Genomic DNA, 15,450 nt, shown 5'->3' with positions numbered 1-15,450 from the left:
CCAGCGGCCTGCCCTCACCCCAGCCCTCTCCCGCGGGGAGAGGGGCGGATCGCTACGTGCAACCCGGTGGAAAACGCTTCGCGGTTTTCCACGCTACGCCCAAGATTGCATCACCTGTAGGAGCGGCCCATGGCCGCGATCCGCTAGCAGCCTGCGCTCACACCAAAGGGAGAGGGAACGGCCCGGCGTCCTTAGCGGATGTCAGCCCTGCGCTGATGCTCTATCCTAGCCGCCCCGTCACGGGGCCTCGGCCCGCCTGGCGGGGCTCTTTCGGTCTTCAGCCAGTCGCCCTCATGCTCGATCGTCGCGCCTTTCTCCAGCTCGCCACCGGTACCGCCCTGCTCGCCGGCCTGCCCGGTCGGGTATGCGCACGCGTGTCGGCGGCGGATGGCGACTTTCCGCGACAGGTGGAGCACGTGGTGGGCAGCACCACCATCCCCCGCCAACCCCAACGCGTGGCCGTGATCTCCACCGGCCAGCTGGACGCCGCCCTGAGCCTGGGCGTGATCCCGGCGGGCACTACCCGGGTGGACAATCGCGAACTGGCGCCCGGCTATCTGCGCACTGCCCTCGCCAATCGCGCGCCGGAGCTCGAGGCCATGGTCGATCTGGGCAGTCGCCAGGCGCCGGATCTGGAAGCCCTGGCGCGCCTGGCGCCGGATCTGATCGTGCTCAATCGCACCGTGCTCAAGGCCGGTGGGCTGGAGCTGTTCTCGCGCATCGCCCCCACGGTGGTGGCGCGCGGCACCGGCGGCAACTGGCGACCGGATTTCCTGCTGCTGGCCGATGCCCTCGGCCGGCGCCAGCAGGCCGAGCGACTGCTGGCGGACCTGGATCTTGAGCTGGCCGGCCTGGCGCGGCGCTTCGGCGCCCAACCCCCTTCCGCCTCCCTGCTGTTTTCCAGCGGCGCGCGACTGCGCCTGATGGGCGCGGATTCCTTTGCCGGCGGCCTGCTGCAGGCCATGGGCGTGACCCGTCCGGCGGCGCAGCGCTTCAAGGGCACCTCGCGGGATGTCAGCGCCGAGTTGCTGGACCTGGCCGACGCCGACTGGCTGTTCTATGCCGAACAGGGTACCGCCCTGGCCAGCCTGGCGCGACAGCCGCTGTGGCCCCGGCTCACGGCGGTGAGTCAGGCCCGGGCCGTTCGCGTGGACACCGACGCCTTCTATCTCAACGCCGGCCCCCTCGCGGCCCGCCAGGTGATCAGTACGGTCGCCGGCGCCCTGGGGGCGACATGACCGCGCCGGCCCGCCGCGCGCCTCTTGCGCAACGAGCTTCCGCCGCCCGCGGTGGCCTGGTGCTGGTCCTGCTGCTGAGCGTCCTGGCGCTGGCGGTGGTGGCGAGTCTGGGCATAGGGGCGCGGTCGCTGTCGGCGGCGCAGATCCTGCACCTGCTCGTCGCGCCCGATGACTCCACCGAGGCCGTGGTGCTCTGGCAGCTGCGCCTGCCGCGCACCCTGCTCGGGCTAATGGTAGGCGCGGCCCTGGGCCTGGCCGGTGCGCTGATGCAGGCGCTGACGCGCAATCCGCTGGCCGATCCCGGGTTGCTGGGGATCAATGCCGGCGCGGCCTTCGCCGTAGTGGCCGGGCTGTCGCTGCTGGGGCTGGACGACGCCCCGACGCGCCTGGCCTGTGCTCTGCTGGGGGCGGCCCTGGCCGCCGGCCTGGTCTATCTGCTCGGTGGCAGCGCCCCGGCCCGCGGCCAGCCCATACGCTTGATCCTGGCCGGCATCGCCCTCAGCGCCAGCCTCAACGCCTGCACCGGCATCATCACCCTGTTCGACAGCGCGGTGTTCGACAGCTACCGCTTCTGGGCGGTGGGCGCCCTGAGCGGCCAGACGCCGGGTGGCGCCCTCGGCATCCTGCCGCTGCTGCTGATCGGCCTGGCGCTGGGCCTGCCCCTGGGCAGCCGTCTCAACGCCCTGGCCCTGGGCGACGACCTCGGTCGCGCCCTGGGCGCTCGTCCTGGGCAACTGCGGCTGCTGGCCTTCGTCGCCATCGTGCTGCTCTGCGGCGCCGCCACCGCGGTGGCCGGACCCATTGGCTTTCTCGGCCTGGTGGTGCCCCACGCCCTGCGCCTGCTGGTGGGCGCCGACTGGCGCTGGATCCTCGCCCTGGCGCCCTTGGCCGGTGCCAACCTTCTGCTGCTGGCCGATACCCTGGGCCGCCGCGTGGCCCTGCCAGGGGAGCTGGAAGCCGGGATCGTCTGCGCCCTGCTCGGCACCCCGGTGCTGCTCGCGCTAATCATCCGTTCCGCCCGCCGGGTGCGCCCTTGAGTCGTCATCGCTTCGCCCCGCGGCGCTCGGCGCGCTTCAAGGCCTGCCTGTTGCTGCTCCTGCTTGCAGCCATCGGCATCTGCGCCCTGACCCTCACCGGTGGCGCCTTCGCCCCGGCGCCGCACCGGGTGGCGGTCACCCTGCTCGGTCGGGGCGACGCCCTGGCCAGCCTGATCCTGCTGGATCTGCGCCTGCCGCGGTTGCTGGCGGCCTTTGGCGTCGGCGCGGCCCTGGGCGCCAGCGGTGCCATCTTCCAGCGCCTGGCGCGCAATCCCCTGGCCAGTCCGGATCTGGTGGGTTTCACCGTCGGCTCGGCCAGTGGCGCCCTGATCACCCTGCTCTGGCTGCAACTGGGCGGCGCGGCGCTGATGCTGGGCGCCCTCAGCGGCGGGCTGCTGGCCGCGGTACTGGTAGCGGGTCTGGCAGCCCTGGCGGGTATCCGCGGCGAACGGATGATCCTGCTGGGCATCGCCGTCAGCGCCCTGCTCGCCTCGCTCAACGAATACCTGCTGACCCGCGCCGAGCTGGACGAAGCCCAGGAGGCCCGGCTCTGGCTGTTCGGCAGCCTGGACATGCTGACCTGGAGTCGCACCCTGACCCTGCTCGCCGGTTGCCTGCTGCTCCTGCCGCTGGCCGCCTGGCTGGCGCGGCGGCTGCGCCTGCTGGAGCTGGGCGACGACCTGGCCCGGGCCCTGGGCCTGGCCGTGCTGCCCAGCCAGAATCTGCTGCTGGCGGTCGCCGTGGCCCTGGCCGCCCTGGCCATCGCCACCGCCGGCCCCATCGGCTTCGTCGCCCTGGCGGCGCCCCAGCTGGCGCGTCGCCTGACCCGCAGCGCCGATCTCGGCATCCTCGCCCCCGCCCTGCTCGGCGCCTGCCTCACCGCCCTGGCCGACCTGCTGGCCCAGCGACTGCTGGCGCCCTTCCAGATTCCGGTAGGCTTGCTGACCGGCGCCCTGGGCGGCCTCTATCTGATCTTCCTGCTGAGCCGCGAATGGCGGCGGACCTCATGAGCCAAGACGCCCCTTCCAGTCGCCTCGCCGCCCACGGTCTCACCGTTGGCTATGGCGGCCAGCCGATCTGCGCCGACCTCGAGGTGCGGCTGCCCGATGGCCGCTTCACCGTCATCATCGGCCCCAATGGCTGTGGCAAGTCGACCCTGCTGCGCAGCCTGGCGCGGCTGATCCGCCCCAGCGCCGGCGAGGTGCGCCTGGACGGTCGGCTGATCCAGGACCTGCCGACCCGCGAGGTGGCCCGGCGCATCGGCCTGCTGCCGCAGAGCGCGGTGGCGCCGGACGACATCCTGGTCAGCGACCTGGTGGCGCGCGGGCGCCATCCCCATCGCCAGGCCTTCGCCGGCTGGACGGAGGCCGACGAGCGCGCGGTGCAGCATGCCCTGGAAGCCACCAATACCCTGGAGCTGGCCGAGCGGGCGGTGGACAGCCTGTCCGGGGGCCAGCGCCAGCGCGTCTGGATCGCCCTGGCGCTGGCCCAGGAGACCCCGCTGCTGCTACTCGACGAGCCCACCACCTTTCTCGACATCGCCCACCAGGTTGAGCTCATGGAATTGCTCTGCCGGCTCAACCGCGAAGGCGGCCGCACCCTGGTGGCGGTGCTGCACGACCTCAACCAGGCCTGTCGCTACGCCGACCACATCATCGCCCTGCGCGCCGGTCGCATCCTCGCCGAGGGTCCGCCGGCGGAGATCGTCACCCCCGAGCTGATCGAGGCGTTGTACGGCCTCAAGTGCGCGGTGATCGAGAATCCGCTGGCGGGTACGCCGCTGGTGATTCCCTATTAGACGTAGGCCCCGGAAAACGCTGCGCGGTTTTCCAGGCTACCGGTAGGGTGGACGACGGCGCAGCCTCGTCCACCGTTGCGCCCCATCTTGTCGGACGACCCCGCAGGTGCTCCACTGGCGATCCAGAACAACAACGGAGCTCGCCATGCATATCGTCATCCCGGACGACTACCAGCACGTCGTCGAAACCCTGGATTGCTATCCCCTGCTCCAGCGCGCCGGGCATCAGGTGACGCTCTATCACGATGCCGAACGTGATCCCAGGGTGCTGGTGGAGCGTTTCCGTGATGCCGATGCCCTGGTGTTGACCCGCGAGCGCACCCGTATCGACGCCGAGCTGCTGGCGCATCTGCCACGCCTCAAGCTGATCAGCCAGACCGGCAAGGCCACCGCCCACCTCGATGTGGCCGCCTGCACCCGCCAGGGCGTGGCGGTCTGCGAAGGCAGTGGTTCGCCGGTCTCCACCGCCGAGTTGACCTGGACGCTGATCCTCATGGCCCGCCGCAAGCTCAAGCCGGCCATCGACGCCCTCTATGCCGGGCGCTGGCAGGTCAACCTGGGCGAACGGCTGGACGGGCAGATCCTCGGCATCTGGGGCTACGGCAAGATCGGCCAGCGCCTGGCGCGCTACGGCCAGGCCTTCGGCATGCCGGTGCTGGTCTGGGGCAGCGAGGCCTCGCGCGCCCGCGCCGAAGCCGACGGCCATCGCGCGGCGCCCAGCCAGGAGTCCTTTTTCGCCGAGGCCGATGTCATCAGCCTGCATCTGCGATACAGCGAGCGCAGCCGCGGCTGCGTGCGGGCCGAGGACCTGGCGCGGATGAAGAAGAGCGCCCTGCTGGTCAACACCGCCCGCGCCGGCCTGATCGAGCCCGGCGCCCTGCTCACGGCGCTGGAGCTGGGGCATCCCGGCCAGGCGGCGCTGGATGTCTTCGAGCAGGAACCCGTGGCGCCGGACGATCCCCTGCTCGCCCATCCCCAGGTGCTCTGCACCCCGCACCTGGGTTACGTGGAAAAGCACAGCTACGAACTCTATTTCGGCGAGGCCTTCGCCAACCTGGTGGGCTTCTTCGCCGGCGAACCGACCGGTCTGGCCAATCCGGAGGTGTTGGGGCGGTAGGCTTGAGGGCGCGTGGATCGCCTGGATAAGGCTGTGCCGTTATCCACCCTGCGCAGCGCTCTGTTGGGCTTCGACGGTGGAGCCGTCGCAACCCAACCTACGAATCGGCACCTGCCTTACCGTAGGTTGGGTTGAGCGCAGCGAAGCCCAACATTGTCCAGCTTGAACGCTGTTGGGCTTCGACGATGAAGCTGTCTCAACACAACCTACGGCAGCCGCTCCCTGACCGCAGCGGCGAAGGCGGCGGGGGCTTCCTGGGGGATGTTGTGGCCGCAGCCGGGTAGCACCTCATAGCGGAAGGGTCCGCTGAAGTGCTGCGCCACCTTGGCTTCACCCTGCATCGCGGTGACCCCGTCGTCGGCACCGGCCAATACCGTGGTGGGTACGCGGATGGGTGGCTGAGCGGCGAGCCAGCGCTCGGTCTCGGTATAGGCCGGATCGTCCGGGGCCAGGCCGTAGCGGTGGCGATAGGAGTGGATCACGGTGTCGACGAAATCGGGATTGTCGAAGGCCGCGGCGGTCAGCGCATAGGTGGCGTCGCTGAAGCGCCAGCTGGGTGACCACAGCGACCAGAGCAGTCGACAGAATTCGCGGCGATGTTTCGCCAGTCCGGCCCGCCCGCGTTCGCCGTGGAAATAGTACTGGTACCAATAGCGCAGCTCCGCCGCCGGCTCGGCTGGCTGGGTGGCCGCGGCGGCGATGTCCTGGATCGGATAGCCGTCGCCCAGCACCAGCCCCGCGACCCGCTCCGGCCAGAGGGCGGCGACGATACCGGCGGCGCGGCCACCCCAGTCGTAGCCGGCCAGGGTCGCCCGTTCCAGGCCCAGGGCATCGAGCAGCGCCAGGACGTCATGGGCCAGGGCGGCCTGCTGGCCGGAGCGCGGGGTGTCGGCGCTCCGGTAGCGGGTGGCGCCGTAGCCGCGCAGAAAGGGCACATGGACCCGGCAACCAGCGGCGGCCAGTTCATCGGCCACCTCGGCGTAGGCGTGGATGTCGTAGGGAAAGCCATGCAGCAGCAGGACCGGCTGCCCAGCGTCCGGGCCTTGGACCTGGTAGGCGACGTCCAGGACGCCGGCCTGGATGGAGGTGAGCATGGGCGTTCTCCGCCAAGGGTGTTGTAGAGCGGAGAGGTGGGCGGGCCTGGGAGTTCCCAAGGTGGCCACTTCGCGTGGAAAACGTTGCGCGGTTTTCCACACTACCAGGCCGTCGAGGCGAAGTAGATTGGGTTGAGCGCAGCCAAGCCCAACAGGGGTGTCCGGCCTTGTTGGGCTTCGACGATGGAACCGTCTCAACCCAACCTACAGGATCGTCGAGGTGACGTAGGTTGGGTTGAGCGCAGCGAAGCCCAACAGGGTGTCCGGCGTCGTTGGGCTTCGACGATGGAGCCGTCTCAACCCAACCTACGGGACCGTCGAGGCGAAGTAGGTTGGGTTGAGCGCAGCGAAGCCCAGCAGGGGTGTCCGGCTTCGTTGGGCTTCGACGATGGAGCTGTCTCAACCCAACCTACGGTCTTCCGCCCCGGATGACCTGGCTAGCCCACCAGATACCGCCCGATCAGGGTCACGCCCGAGACCAGCACCAGCCAGGTCACCAGGCGGGTGAAGCGTTCCCGTGACAGACGCCGTTGCAGGTGGCGGCCGATCCAGCCGCCGAGCAGCATGGCGGGCAGCAGGCAGACCGCGAGGAGCAGCAGGCTGCCGTCGCTGTAGGCGCCGGCGATCAGCAGCAGGACGATGCGGATGGAGGCGCTGCAGCCGATGAGAAAACTCTGGGTGCCGCGGATGGCGTTCTTGTCTTCCAGGCGGCCGTTGAGATAGAGCGCATAGAGGAAACCGCCGCTGCCGAACAGGGCGCCACAGAGGCCTCCTACCCCGCCCGCCGGGATCGACCAGGCCGGCGCCAGTTGGCGAAAGCCCTTGGGGGTGAGCAGGCTGTAGGTGGAATAGGCGACCACGAACAGCCCCAGCCAGAGCATCAGCAGCCGGGCATCGGTGCGCATCAGCAGGTAGGTGCCCAGGGCCGCGCCGAGCAGCAGCATCGGCAGCAGCCGCCTGAGTTCGCGTCCGGCGATGGCGCGTCGATCCGGCAGCCAGTTGTGGAAGGAGGCGAGGAAATCCAGCATCACCAGCAAGGGCACGATGCGCGACAGCGGCATCCAGCTGGTGAGCAGCGGGCCGGCGACCAGGGCGCTGCCAAAGCCGGCGACGCCAAAGATCAGATAGGCCAGGACCACGATGGCTTCGACGAACAGCCAGTCGAGCGGACTGAAGGCGGGAACTAGGGCAGCGAGGGTCTCGAGCATGGGGCGCATCCTGCGACAAGAAGATGCATTCTGCGCCCCGCGGGCGGCCGGTGAAAACCGCCGGCCGCCCGCGTTCACGGGGACCGGCGTGCCAGAGCGGCTCAGGGAATCAGGCGCTGGGCCCGCAGCCGGGTGAAGAGGTCGAGAAAGCTCGCCCGGGTGTCGCGATAGCCGAAGAAGCCCAGGTCACGACTCTTGGTCATGTCGTTGAGGCACTCGATCTCGCGGCCCAGGTCGGCGTCGCTGTGCCACCAGGAGGCCAGCTTGTCGACGTCGGCTTCCACCAGGTCGTGCTCCTCGGCCAGCGTGCGCCACTGCGCCGGCGCCACGTCCTTCAGCCGCGCTTCCAGCGGCATGGGCTGCTCGGGATAGGGCGCCGGCTCCAGCTCGAAGAAGGCGGCGATCTCGCCCCACAGCCAGCGCCAGCGGAAGACGTCGCCATTGACGGTGTTGAACGCCTGGTTGCGCGCGGCCGGCGCCAGGGCGGCCCATTCCAGTTGCTCGGCGAGCAGGCCGGCGTCGGTGACGTCGGTGATGCCGTCCCACTGGGTACGGGAACCGGGGAAGACGAAGGGCTGGCCGGTGGCCTTGCACAGGGAGGCGTAGACCGCCAGGGTCAGGCCCATGTTCATGGCGTTGGTGCCCTTGGCCTGGCCGATCATGCTGTGGGAACGGTGCACGCTCCAGCCGAAGCCATGCCGCTCGGCGGCGGCGAAGAGAATGTCTTCCAGGGTGTAGTAGAAGTTGGCGCCGGCCTGGCGCGGTTCGCTTTCGCGGAAGGGCGTCTCGGCCTTGCCGCTGCCGTATTCCTCGAAGGAACCCAGGTAGTGCTTGGTGCCGGTGACCAGCGCCAGGTGCTCGAGCGGCGCGCCGTCCAGGGCCTGGCAGAGGTTGTCCATCATGGCGCCATTGGCCTCGACGTTTTCCTTCTCGGTGGCACGCCGGGTCCAGGTGCAGAAGAACACGTGGCTGATCGGCAGACCGGCCAGTGCCTGGCGGGTGGACTCGGCGTCGAGCAGGTCGGCGGCGACCGGGATGACGCCTTCCTGCGCCACCGGCTTGCGCGCCAGACCGTAGACGGTCCAGCCCGAGGCGACCAGGGTGTTGGCCAGGTTGTAGCCGGAAATGCCGGTCACGCCGACGATGAGAGCGGTGCCCTTGCGCATGAAACCTCCAGATAGGGATGAGGGACAGCCTGCGGCGGTCGCAGGCGCTGTAGATAAGGGAGTGCCTTGTCTCAGGGTTGATTCCAGCCTATTGGAGAATTAACGGCGTATCCTGGGTATAAATTCCTTTTTAACAGGAATCAGATTCCGCAATCGGGAGCTAGCCTTGTATTCCTCCGAACGCCTAAAGGGCCTCGACGTCTTTGTCACCGTGGCCGACCTCGGCAGCTTCACCGCGGCCGGCGAGCGCCTCAATCTTACCGGCTCGGCCATCGGCAAGAGCGTGGCCCGGCTGGAAAGCCGGCTGGGCGTGCGGCTGTTCCAGCGCACCACCCGCCGGCTGACCCTGACCGAGGCCGGCGCCAGTTTCTACCGCACCTGCACCGGGGTGTTGGCCGAGCTGGAACAGGCCGAAGTGGGCCTGACCGCCCAGGACGGTGAGCCACACGGCCGGGTGCGCATCGACCTGCCCGCCTCCTATGGCCGCCTGCATGTGCTGCCGGTGATCCTGGAACTGCTGCACCGCTATCCGCTGTTGCAACCGGATCTGTCGCTGTCGGATCGCTTCGTCGATCCGGTCCACGAGGGCATCGACATCCTGGTGCGCATCGGTGGCTCCGATGCCTGGCCGGCCAGCCTGGGGCACCGCTTCCTCGGCACCCAGCGCCAGGTCTTCTGCGCCGCCCCGGCCTATCTCGCCCAGCATGGCCGTCCCCAGACCCCGGCCGACCTGGTCGATCACCAGTGCATCGGCTTTCGCCAGGCCGATGGTCTGATCAGTCCCTGGCAGTTGCGCGGCGAACAGCCGGGCGACAGCGAACGCTGGATCTTCCAGCCACGCCTGGTGGTGGGTGATGGCGAAGGCGAGGTGCTGGCCGCCCTCGCCGGGCATGGCATCGCCCAGTTACCGACCTGGCTGATCGCCACGCACCTGGCCAGCGGCGCCCTGGTGGACGTGCTGCCGGACCACGGTGTCGAGGGTTCGCCGATCAATTTGGTATGGCCGCGCAGTCGCGAGAGCCTGCCACGGGTCCGGCTGCTGCTGGAGCACCTGGCCAGCCGGTTGCTGTCCACCGTGGCGCCAAAGCTTTCGCGCTAGCCACGACCGCTCGACCTCTGGCCCGGCTGCCGCGCCAGGGGCGGGAACATCCGCACGGGCACCCCGGTCGTAAAATCTCGTACCCCCGGCCACCCATGAGTTCCATCGATGGGCGGCATGACGATTATCGAGACGATCGATTGGTGCCGTCGGCTCTGGCTCAGCAGGATCGACGGTTTTTCACCGGGCCAGGCCCGCCTGGCCCCTCGGTTCCACCACCTAGATGAGGTATCCCATGAGCCAAGCCCAAGGCTACGCTGCCCAGTCCGCCGACCAGCCCCTGGCGCCCTTCTCCTTCGAGCGCCGCGAGCCGGGTGCCCACGACGTGCAGATCGACATCCTCTTCTGCGGCGTCTGCCATTCGGACCTGCACACCGCGCGCAACGAGTGGAACAACACCCTGTACCCGTCCGTGCCCGGTCACGAGATCGTCGGCAAGGTGACCGCGGTCGGTGCCCACGTGAAGAACTTCAAGGTCGGCGACACCGTCGGTGTCGGCTGCATGGTCGACAGCTGCCAGCACTGCGCCCCCTGTGACGCGGGCGAAGAGTCCTACTGCGAGAACGGCTTCACCGGCACCTACAATGGCAACCTCTACGGTGGCAGCGAGAACACCCAGGGCGGCTACTCCGACCACATCGTGGTCAACGAGAAGTTCGTGCTCAAGGTGAGCCACACCGAGAACCTGGCCGCCGTGGCGCCGCTGCTGTGCGCCGGCATCACCACCTACTCGCCGCTGGCCCACTGGAAGGTCGGTCCGGGCAAGAAGGTCGGCATCGTCGGCCTGGGTGGCCTCGGCCACATGGGCGTGAAGATCGCCCACGCCATGGGTGCCCACGTGGTGCTCTTCACCACCAGCGCCAACAAGAAGGACGATGCCCTGCGCCTGGGCGCCGACGAGGTGGTGGTGTCGAAGAACGAAGACGAGATGGCCGCCCATGCGAACAGCTTCGACTTCATCCTCAACACCGTGGCTGCGCCGCACAACCTGGACGCCTTCCTCACCCTGCTGAAGTGGGACGGCACCATGACCCTGGTCGGCGTACCCGCCGAGCCGCACCCGGCGCCCAGCGTGTTCAACCTGGTGATGAAGCGCCGCCAGCTGGCCGGTTCGCTCATCGGTGGCATCCGCGAGACCCAGGAGATGCTGGACTTCTGCGCCAAGCACGGCATCGTCTCGGACATCGAGCAGATCGCCATCCAGGACATCAACGACGCATACGAGCGCATGCTCAAGAGCGATGTGAAGTACCGCTTCGTGATCGACATGCAAAGCCTCAAGCAGGGCCAGACCGCGGCCTGATCCCGCGCTCCGCTCCGCCGACAACGCCCGCGCCCGTCGCGGGCGTTGTCATTTCCGGTAACGCATTTTTGGCGCGCCCCGCGGTCCTAGCTTCTGTCCGAAAAGTCGTCGAGCGAAGGTCAGGCGAGGCGAAAAGTCCTGAGGAAGCGGAATTTACGAGCGGTAAATGAGCATTCCGAAGGGCTTTTCAACGAAGCATCACCGAGCGCAGGCACTTTTCCGATAGAAGCGAGCGATAACGACAATCACGAGGCGGCCGCCATGCAGTGGGACAAGGGACAACGTAGCGACAACGTGCAACAGGCCAGCGGTGGACGCGGCATGAAGATCGGCGGTGGCCTCGGCCTGGGCGGCGTGGCCCTGGTGGTGGTGTTCGGCCTGCTCAGCGGCCAGAGTCCGACGCAGATCCTCGGCAACCTGATCAGCCTCAGCGGCCAGAGCGCGCCGAGCCAGCAGGAGACCACCACGCCGGCCGACAATCGCCAGGTGGACTTCGTCCGCGTGGTGCTGGGCGAGACCGAAAACACCTGGACGCGCATCTTCCAGGCCCATGGCGAGCAGTATCAGCCGCCCAAGCTGGTGCTGTTCAACGGCCAGGTGCAATCCGGTTGCGGGGGCGCCACTGCGGCCAGCGGTCCCTTCTATTGCCCGGTGGACAGCAAGGTCTACCTGGACCTCACCTTCTTCCAGGAACTGCAGCAGCGCTTCGGCGCCGACGGCGACTTCGCCCGCGCCTACGTGATCGCCCACGAGGTCGGTCACCATGTGCAGAACCTCACCGGCACCACCAGCAAGATGGAAGCGGCGCGCCGTCGCGGCATCCCTACCGAGGGTGCCACCGGGTTGTCGGTGCGCCTGGAACTGCAGGCCGATTGCTATGCCGGAGTCTGGGCCAACGATGCCCAGAAGCGGCTGAACTGGCTGGAGCCGGGTGACCTGGAGAAGGCGCTGAACGCCGCCAACGCCATTGGCGACGACCGCCTGCAGCGCCAGTCCCAGGGCCGCGTGGTACCGGATTCCTTCACCCACGGCAGCTCCGCGCAACGGGTCAAGTGGTTCCGCACCGGCTTCGACAGTGGCAAGGTGGAGAGCTGCGACACCTTCGCCGCCAAGGCGCTCTGACCCCTACCGGGAGATCTCCGATGCGTCGCCTGCTCGCGTTGTGCCTGGCCCTGGCCTGGGGCTCCGTCCTGGCGGCGCCCCCTGAGGGGGTCGCCCGTATCGTCAGCGACCGGCTGTCGATTGGGCAGGCGCAGGCCGCGCTGCAACTGTCGGCCGACTGGAACCAGCCCCATCCGGAGATCCGTCGCGCCCTGGTGATCGTGCATGGCCGGCTGCGCAATGCCGCGACCTATTTCCGCTCCGGCGAAACCGCCACGACGGCGGCCGGCGCAGCCGCGGACACCCTGGTGATCGCCCCGCAATTCCTCAACGAAACGGACATCCAGCGTCATCGGCTGCCAGACACCCTGCTGCGCTGGCAGGGCAATGCCTGGATGGGTGGCGAACCCGCCCTGGGTCCGCAGCCGCTGAGCAGCTTCGCGGTGTTCGACGCCCTGCTCGCCCGCCTGGCGGAGCGCCGGCTGCTGCCCAATCTGCAGGAGGTGGTGATCGCCGGGCATTCCGGCGGTGGGCAGGTGGTGCAGCGCTATGCCGTGCTCGGCCAGGGCGAGCAGGTCCTCGCCGCCCACGGCATCCACCTGAGATACGTGGTGGCCAATCCCTCGTCCTATGCCTATTTCGATGCCCGCCGTCCGGATGCCCGGGGCCAACCCGTGCCCTTCGCCGAGGCGGCCAGCTGCCCGGACTTCGACACCTGGAAATACGGCATGCAGGGTCTGCCGGCCTATGCCGGAAGACGTCCAGCGGCCAGCCTGGAGCAGCACTATGTGGCGCTCGATCTCACCTATCTGCTGGGCGCCGAGGACACCAACCCCAACCATCCGGCGCTGGACAAGGGCTGCGCCGCCAAGGCCCAGGGCCCCTATCGCCTGGCCCGCGGACTGAATTACTACCGCTATCTCCAGGGCCGTCATCCGGGTCTGCGCCAGCGGCTGGTCGAGGTGCCCGGCGTGGGCCACAACGGCGACGCCATTTTCACCTCGCCCGCAGGTCGCCAGGCGCTGTTCGGCGCCGGCGACCAGGCTTCAGCGCGCCAGGGCGGCAGGAACGTCCAGTAGCTCCTGCACCTGGGCGACCAGGGCCTCCAGGGTGAAGGGTTTGCCGAGCAGGGCCATGCGTTCGCCGACCAGGGGCGCAGGGGGTTCGTTGCCCGCCGCATAACCGGTGATGAAGAGGATCGGCAGGTGCGGCCTGAGGGTACGGGCTGCCCCGGCCAGCAAGCGGCCGTTCAGCCCCGGCAGGCCGACATCGGTGATCAGCAGGTCGAAGCCCTCGCCTTCGCGCAGGGCCGCCAGCGCCGACTCGGCATCCATGGCGTCGCGATAGCGCCAGCCGAGGTCGACGCACACCTGCACCAGCAACTGGCGAATGACCGCATCGTCTTCCACCAGCAGCACCCGGACGCCGGGCAGCGCACGGGCGGTCGGGGGGCTGGCGACGGTCAGGGGTGCCTGGACGGCCTTGGCCGGATGGCGCGGCAGCAGCAGCCTCACCCGGCAGCCCTGCCCCGGTGCGCTGGTCACGCTCACCTGGCCGCGCGACTGGCGCACGAAGCCATAGATCATGGACAGCCCCAGGCCCGAGCCCTGGCCCACCGGCTTGGTGGTGAAGAAGGGCTCGAAGACCCGCTCCAGCACCGCTGGCGTCATGCCCACGCCATCGTCGCCCACCTCGATCAGCAGGTAGTCGCCCGCCGGCAGCGCCGGGTCGGCGTCAGGCTGCACCCAGTTGCGCGCGTGGATGGTCAGGGTGCCGCCCGCCGGCATGGCATCGCGGCTGTTGATGGCCAGGTTGAGCAGGGCATTTTCCAGCTGGTGCGGATCGGCGTCGACCAGCCAGAGTTCGGCGTCCAGTTCGAGTTGGCAGCGGATCTGCGGCCCCAGGCTGTGCAGCAGCAACTCCTGGAAATCGCCGATCAGCCGGGCGACGTCCACCGCCTGGGGATTGAGCGTCTGGCGGCGGGAAAAGGCCAGCAGTCGATGGGTCAGACTGGCGCCCCGGCCCACCGACTGGGTGGCGGTATCGAGCAGGCTGCCAATGCCGCTCAGGGCCTCCGGCGCCAGGCGGCGGCGCATGAGATCCAGGCTGGCCTGGATGCCGGCCAGCAGGTTGTTGAAGTCATGGGCGATGCCACCGGTGAGCTGACCCACGGCTTCCATCTTCTGCGCCTGGCGCAGCAGTTCCTCGGCCTGGGCGCGACTGTGCATCTCTTCGCGCAGCTGGCGATTGCTCTCCTCCAGTTCGGCGGTCCGCGCCCGCACCTGGAGTTCCAGGGTGGCGCGTTCGCGGCGCAGGGCCTCTTCGGCCTCGCGACGGTCATCGATGTCTTCGCTGGTGCCGTACCAGCGGATCACCGTGCCCGCTTCATCGCGCCGCGGATAGGCGCGGGTGCGCAGCCAGCAATGGCTGCCATCCGCCACCCGCACCCGGTACTCCCGGTCGTAGGCCCGACCGGCGCTGCGCGCCACGTTCCAGGCCTGCCGGGTCGCCTGGTGATCGTCCGGATGCAGCAGCGCCCAGAAGGTATCGGCTTGCAGCGCCGGCTGGCCGGTCAGCTGCTGCCAGCGTGGCGAAAAGACCATCCGCCCGCCGTCGGGATCGCAGGTCCAGGTGTACTGGGGATTGAGCTCCACCAGGTGCCGATAGTGGTCTTCGCTCTCGCGCAGCTGCAGATCCGCCTGATGGCGCTCGATGGCCAGGGCAGCGGTCTCGGCGACCAGGCGGAAGGCGTCGCGCTCGGTGGCCAGGGGGCGCCGCGGTTCCAGGTAATAGTTGGCGAAGGTACCCAGCAATCGGCCATCCAGGGCCAGCAACGGCATCGACCAGCAGGCCCGCAGGCCGTAGCGCAGCGCCAGGTCGCGGGCGCCGGCCCACAGCGGATCGCAGGCGATGTCCTCGACATAGACGGCTTCGCGGCGGTAGGCGGCGGTGCCACAGGAGCCCGCCAGCGGCCCGATCTCCAGCCGACCGAGATCGCGGCTGTAGGCTTCCGGCAGACTCGGCGCGATGCCGTCCTGCAGATAGCGGCCATCCTCGCTGAGCAACAGGATGCAGGCGTGCAGGCGGACCTGGGCCAGGGCCTCCACCCGCTGCATCAGCGCGTGCAGCACCTGGGTCAGGGGCAGCCCGGTGGCAAGGCTTTCCAGCGTCTGGCGCTCGTACTGGCGCAGGTCGCTGGAGGTTGGCTGGTCGCTCGAAGGCGTGGGGAGGCTCATATGGCTGGCCCGACATGGATCCGAAGCCGGCATCTTAGCCAGCGACCAGGCAA

General features: G+C 69.0%; 13 protein-coding genes. 9 read left to right on the top strand and 4 right to left on the bottom strand.

Going from position 1 to position 15,450, the window contains the following annotated elements; genetic code table 11:
- Positions 1-293: 293 nt before the first annotated feature.
- The 5 genes from FHR73_RS00760 (at position 294) to FHR73_RS00740 (ending at position 5,190) form a co-directional block, all read left to right on the top strand.
- Entirely contained in the window at positions 294-1,238 is a 945-nt protein-coding gene (locus FHR73_RS00760) for an ABC transporter substrate-binding protein (RefSeq protein ID WP_183628770.1), read from the top strand.
- Positions 1,239-1,297: 59 nt separating this feature from the next.
- Positions 1,298-2,275 (top strand): iron chelate uptake ABC transporter family permease subunit, encoded by a 978-nt coding sequence (locus FHR73_RS00755; protein ID WP_183630161.1) that lies wholly within the window; start codon positions 1,298-1,300, stop codon positions 2,273-2,275.
- The gene (locus tag FHR73_RS00750; RefSeq protein WP_183628768.1) at positions 2,272-3,285 is read left to right on the top strand and encodes an iron chelate uptake ABC transporter family permease subunit; all 1,014 of its coding nucleotides are present in this window, start codon (positions 2,272-2,274) and stop codon (positions 3,283-3,285) included. Before FHR73_RS00755 ends, FHR73_RS00750 begins: the two co-directional genes overlap by 4 nt.
- Entirely contained in the window at positions 3,267-4,073 is an 807-nt protein-coding gene (locus FHR73_RS00745) for an ABC transporter ATP-binding protein (protein ID WP_183628766.1), read from the top strand. The genes FHR73_RS00750 and FHR73_RS00745 overlap by 19 nt, the downstream gene beginning before the upstream one ends.
- 145 nt (positions 4,074-4,218) lie before the next feature.
- Positions 4,219-5,190, top strand: a complete 972-nt coding sequence (locus FHR73_RS00740; protein ID WP_183628764.1) for a D-2-hydroxyacid dehydrogenase family protein — start codon at positions 4,219-4,221, stop codon at positions 5,188-5,190.
- A gap of 206 nt (positions 5,191-5,396) precedes the next feature.
- Here FHR73_RS00740 and FHR73_RS00735 read toward each other — a convergent pair whose 3' ends face one another.
- The 3 genes from FHR73_RS00735 to FHR73_RS00725 form a co-directional block, all read right to left on the bottom strand.
- Positions 5,397-6,284, bottom strand: coding sequence for an alpha/beta fold hydrolase (locus FHR73_RS00735; protein WP_183628762.1), 888 nt, complete (start codon positions 6,282-6,284; stop codon positions 5,397-5,399).
- Between the two features lie 437 nt (positions 6,285-6,721).
- On the bottom strand, positions 6,722-7,492 hold the full coding sequence (locus FHR73_RS00730) for a sulfite exporter TauE/SafE family protein (protein WP_183628760.1): 771 nt from the start codon (positions 7,490-7,492) through the stop codon (positions 6,722-6,724).
- A gap of 101 nt (positions 7,493-7,593) precedes the next feature.
- Complete coding sequence (locus FHR73_RS00725) at positions 7,594-8,658, bottom strand: SDR family oxidoreductase (protein WP_183628758.1); 1,065 nt, start codon at positions 8,656-8,658, stop codon at positions 7,594-7,596.
- A gap of 166 nt (positions 8,659-8,824) precedes the next feature.
- Here FHR73_RS00725 and FHR73_RS00720 point away from each other — a divergent pair, with 166 nt between their 5' ends.
- From FHR73_RS00720 to FHR73_RS00705, 4 genes are all read left to right on the top strand, one after another.
- Entirely contained in the window at positions 8,825-9,757 is a 933-nt protein-coding gene (locus FHR73_RS00720) for a LysR family transcriptional regulator (RefSeq protein ID WP_183628756.1), read from the top strand.
- Positions 9,758-9,992: 235 nt separating this feature from the next.
- Positions 9,993-11,060 carry an NAD(P)-dependent alcohol dehydrogenase gene (locus FHR73_RS00715; RefSeq protein WP_183628754.1) on the top strand — a complete coding sequence of 356 codons (1,068 nt, stop codon included), beginning with the start codon at positions 9,993-9,995 and terminating at the stop codon, positions 11,058-11,060.
- Between the two features lie 261 nt (positions 11,061-11,321).
- Entirely contained in the window at positions 11,322-12,182 is an 861-nt protein-coding gene (locus tag FHR73_RS00710; RefSeq protein ID WP_183628752.1) for a neutral zinc metallopeptidase, read from the top strand.
- 20 nt (positions 12,183-12,202) lie between these two features.
- Positions 12,203-13,240: an alpha/beta hydrolase gene (locus tag FHR73_RS00705; RefSeq protein WP_183628750.1), complete on the top strand. Its 1,038-nt coding sequence runs from the start codon at positions 12,203-12,205 to the stop codon at positions 13,238-13,240.
- Here the strand turns inward: FHR73_RS00705 and FHR73_RS00700 are convergent.
- Entirely contained in the window at positions 13,208-15,397 is a 2,190-nt protein-coding gene (locus tag FHR73_RS00700; protein ID WP_183628748.1) for an ATP-binding protein, read from the bottom strand. The two genes, FHR73_RS00705 and FHR73_RS00700, sit on opposite strands and share 33 nt — an antisense overlap.
- Between the last annotated feature and the right edge of the window lie 53 nt (positions 15,398-15,450).

Origin of the sequence: Pseudomonas sp. AS2.8 (assembly GCF_014190935.1) — a bacterium.
GTDB lineage: Bacteria > Pseudomonadota > Gammaproteobacteria > Pseudomonadales > Pseudomonadaceae > Chryseomonas.
Note: the sequence above shows the minus strand (reverse complement) of the source record. Positions and strands in the feature narration are given on the sequence as shown.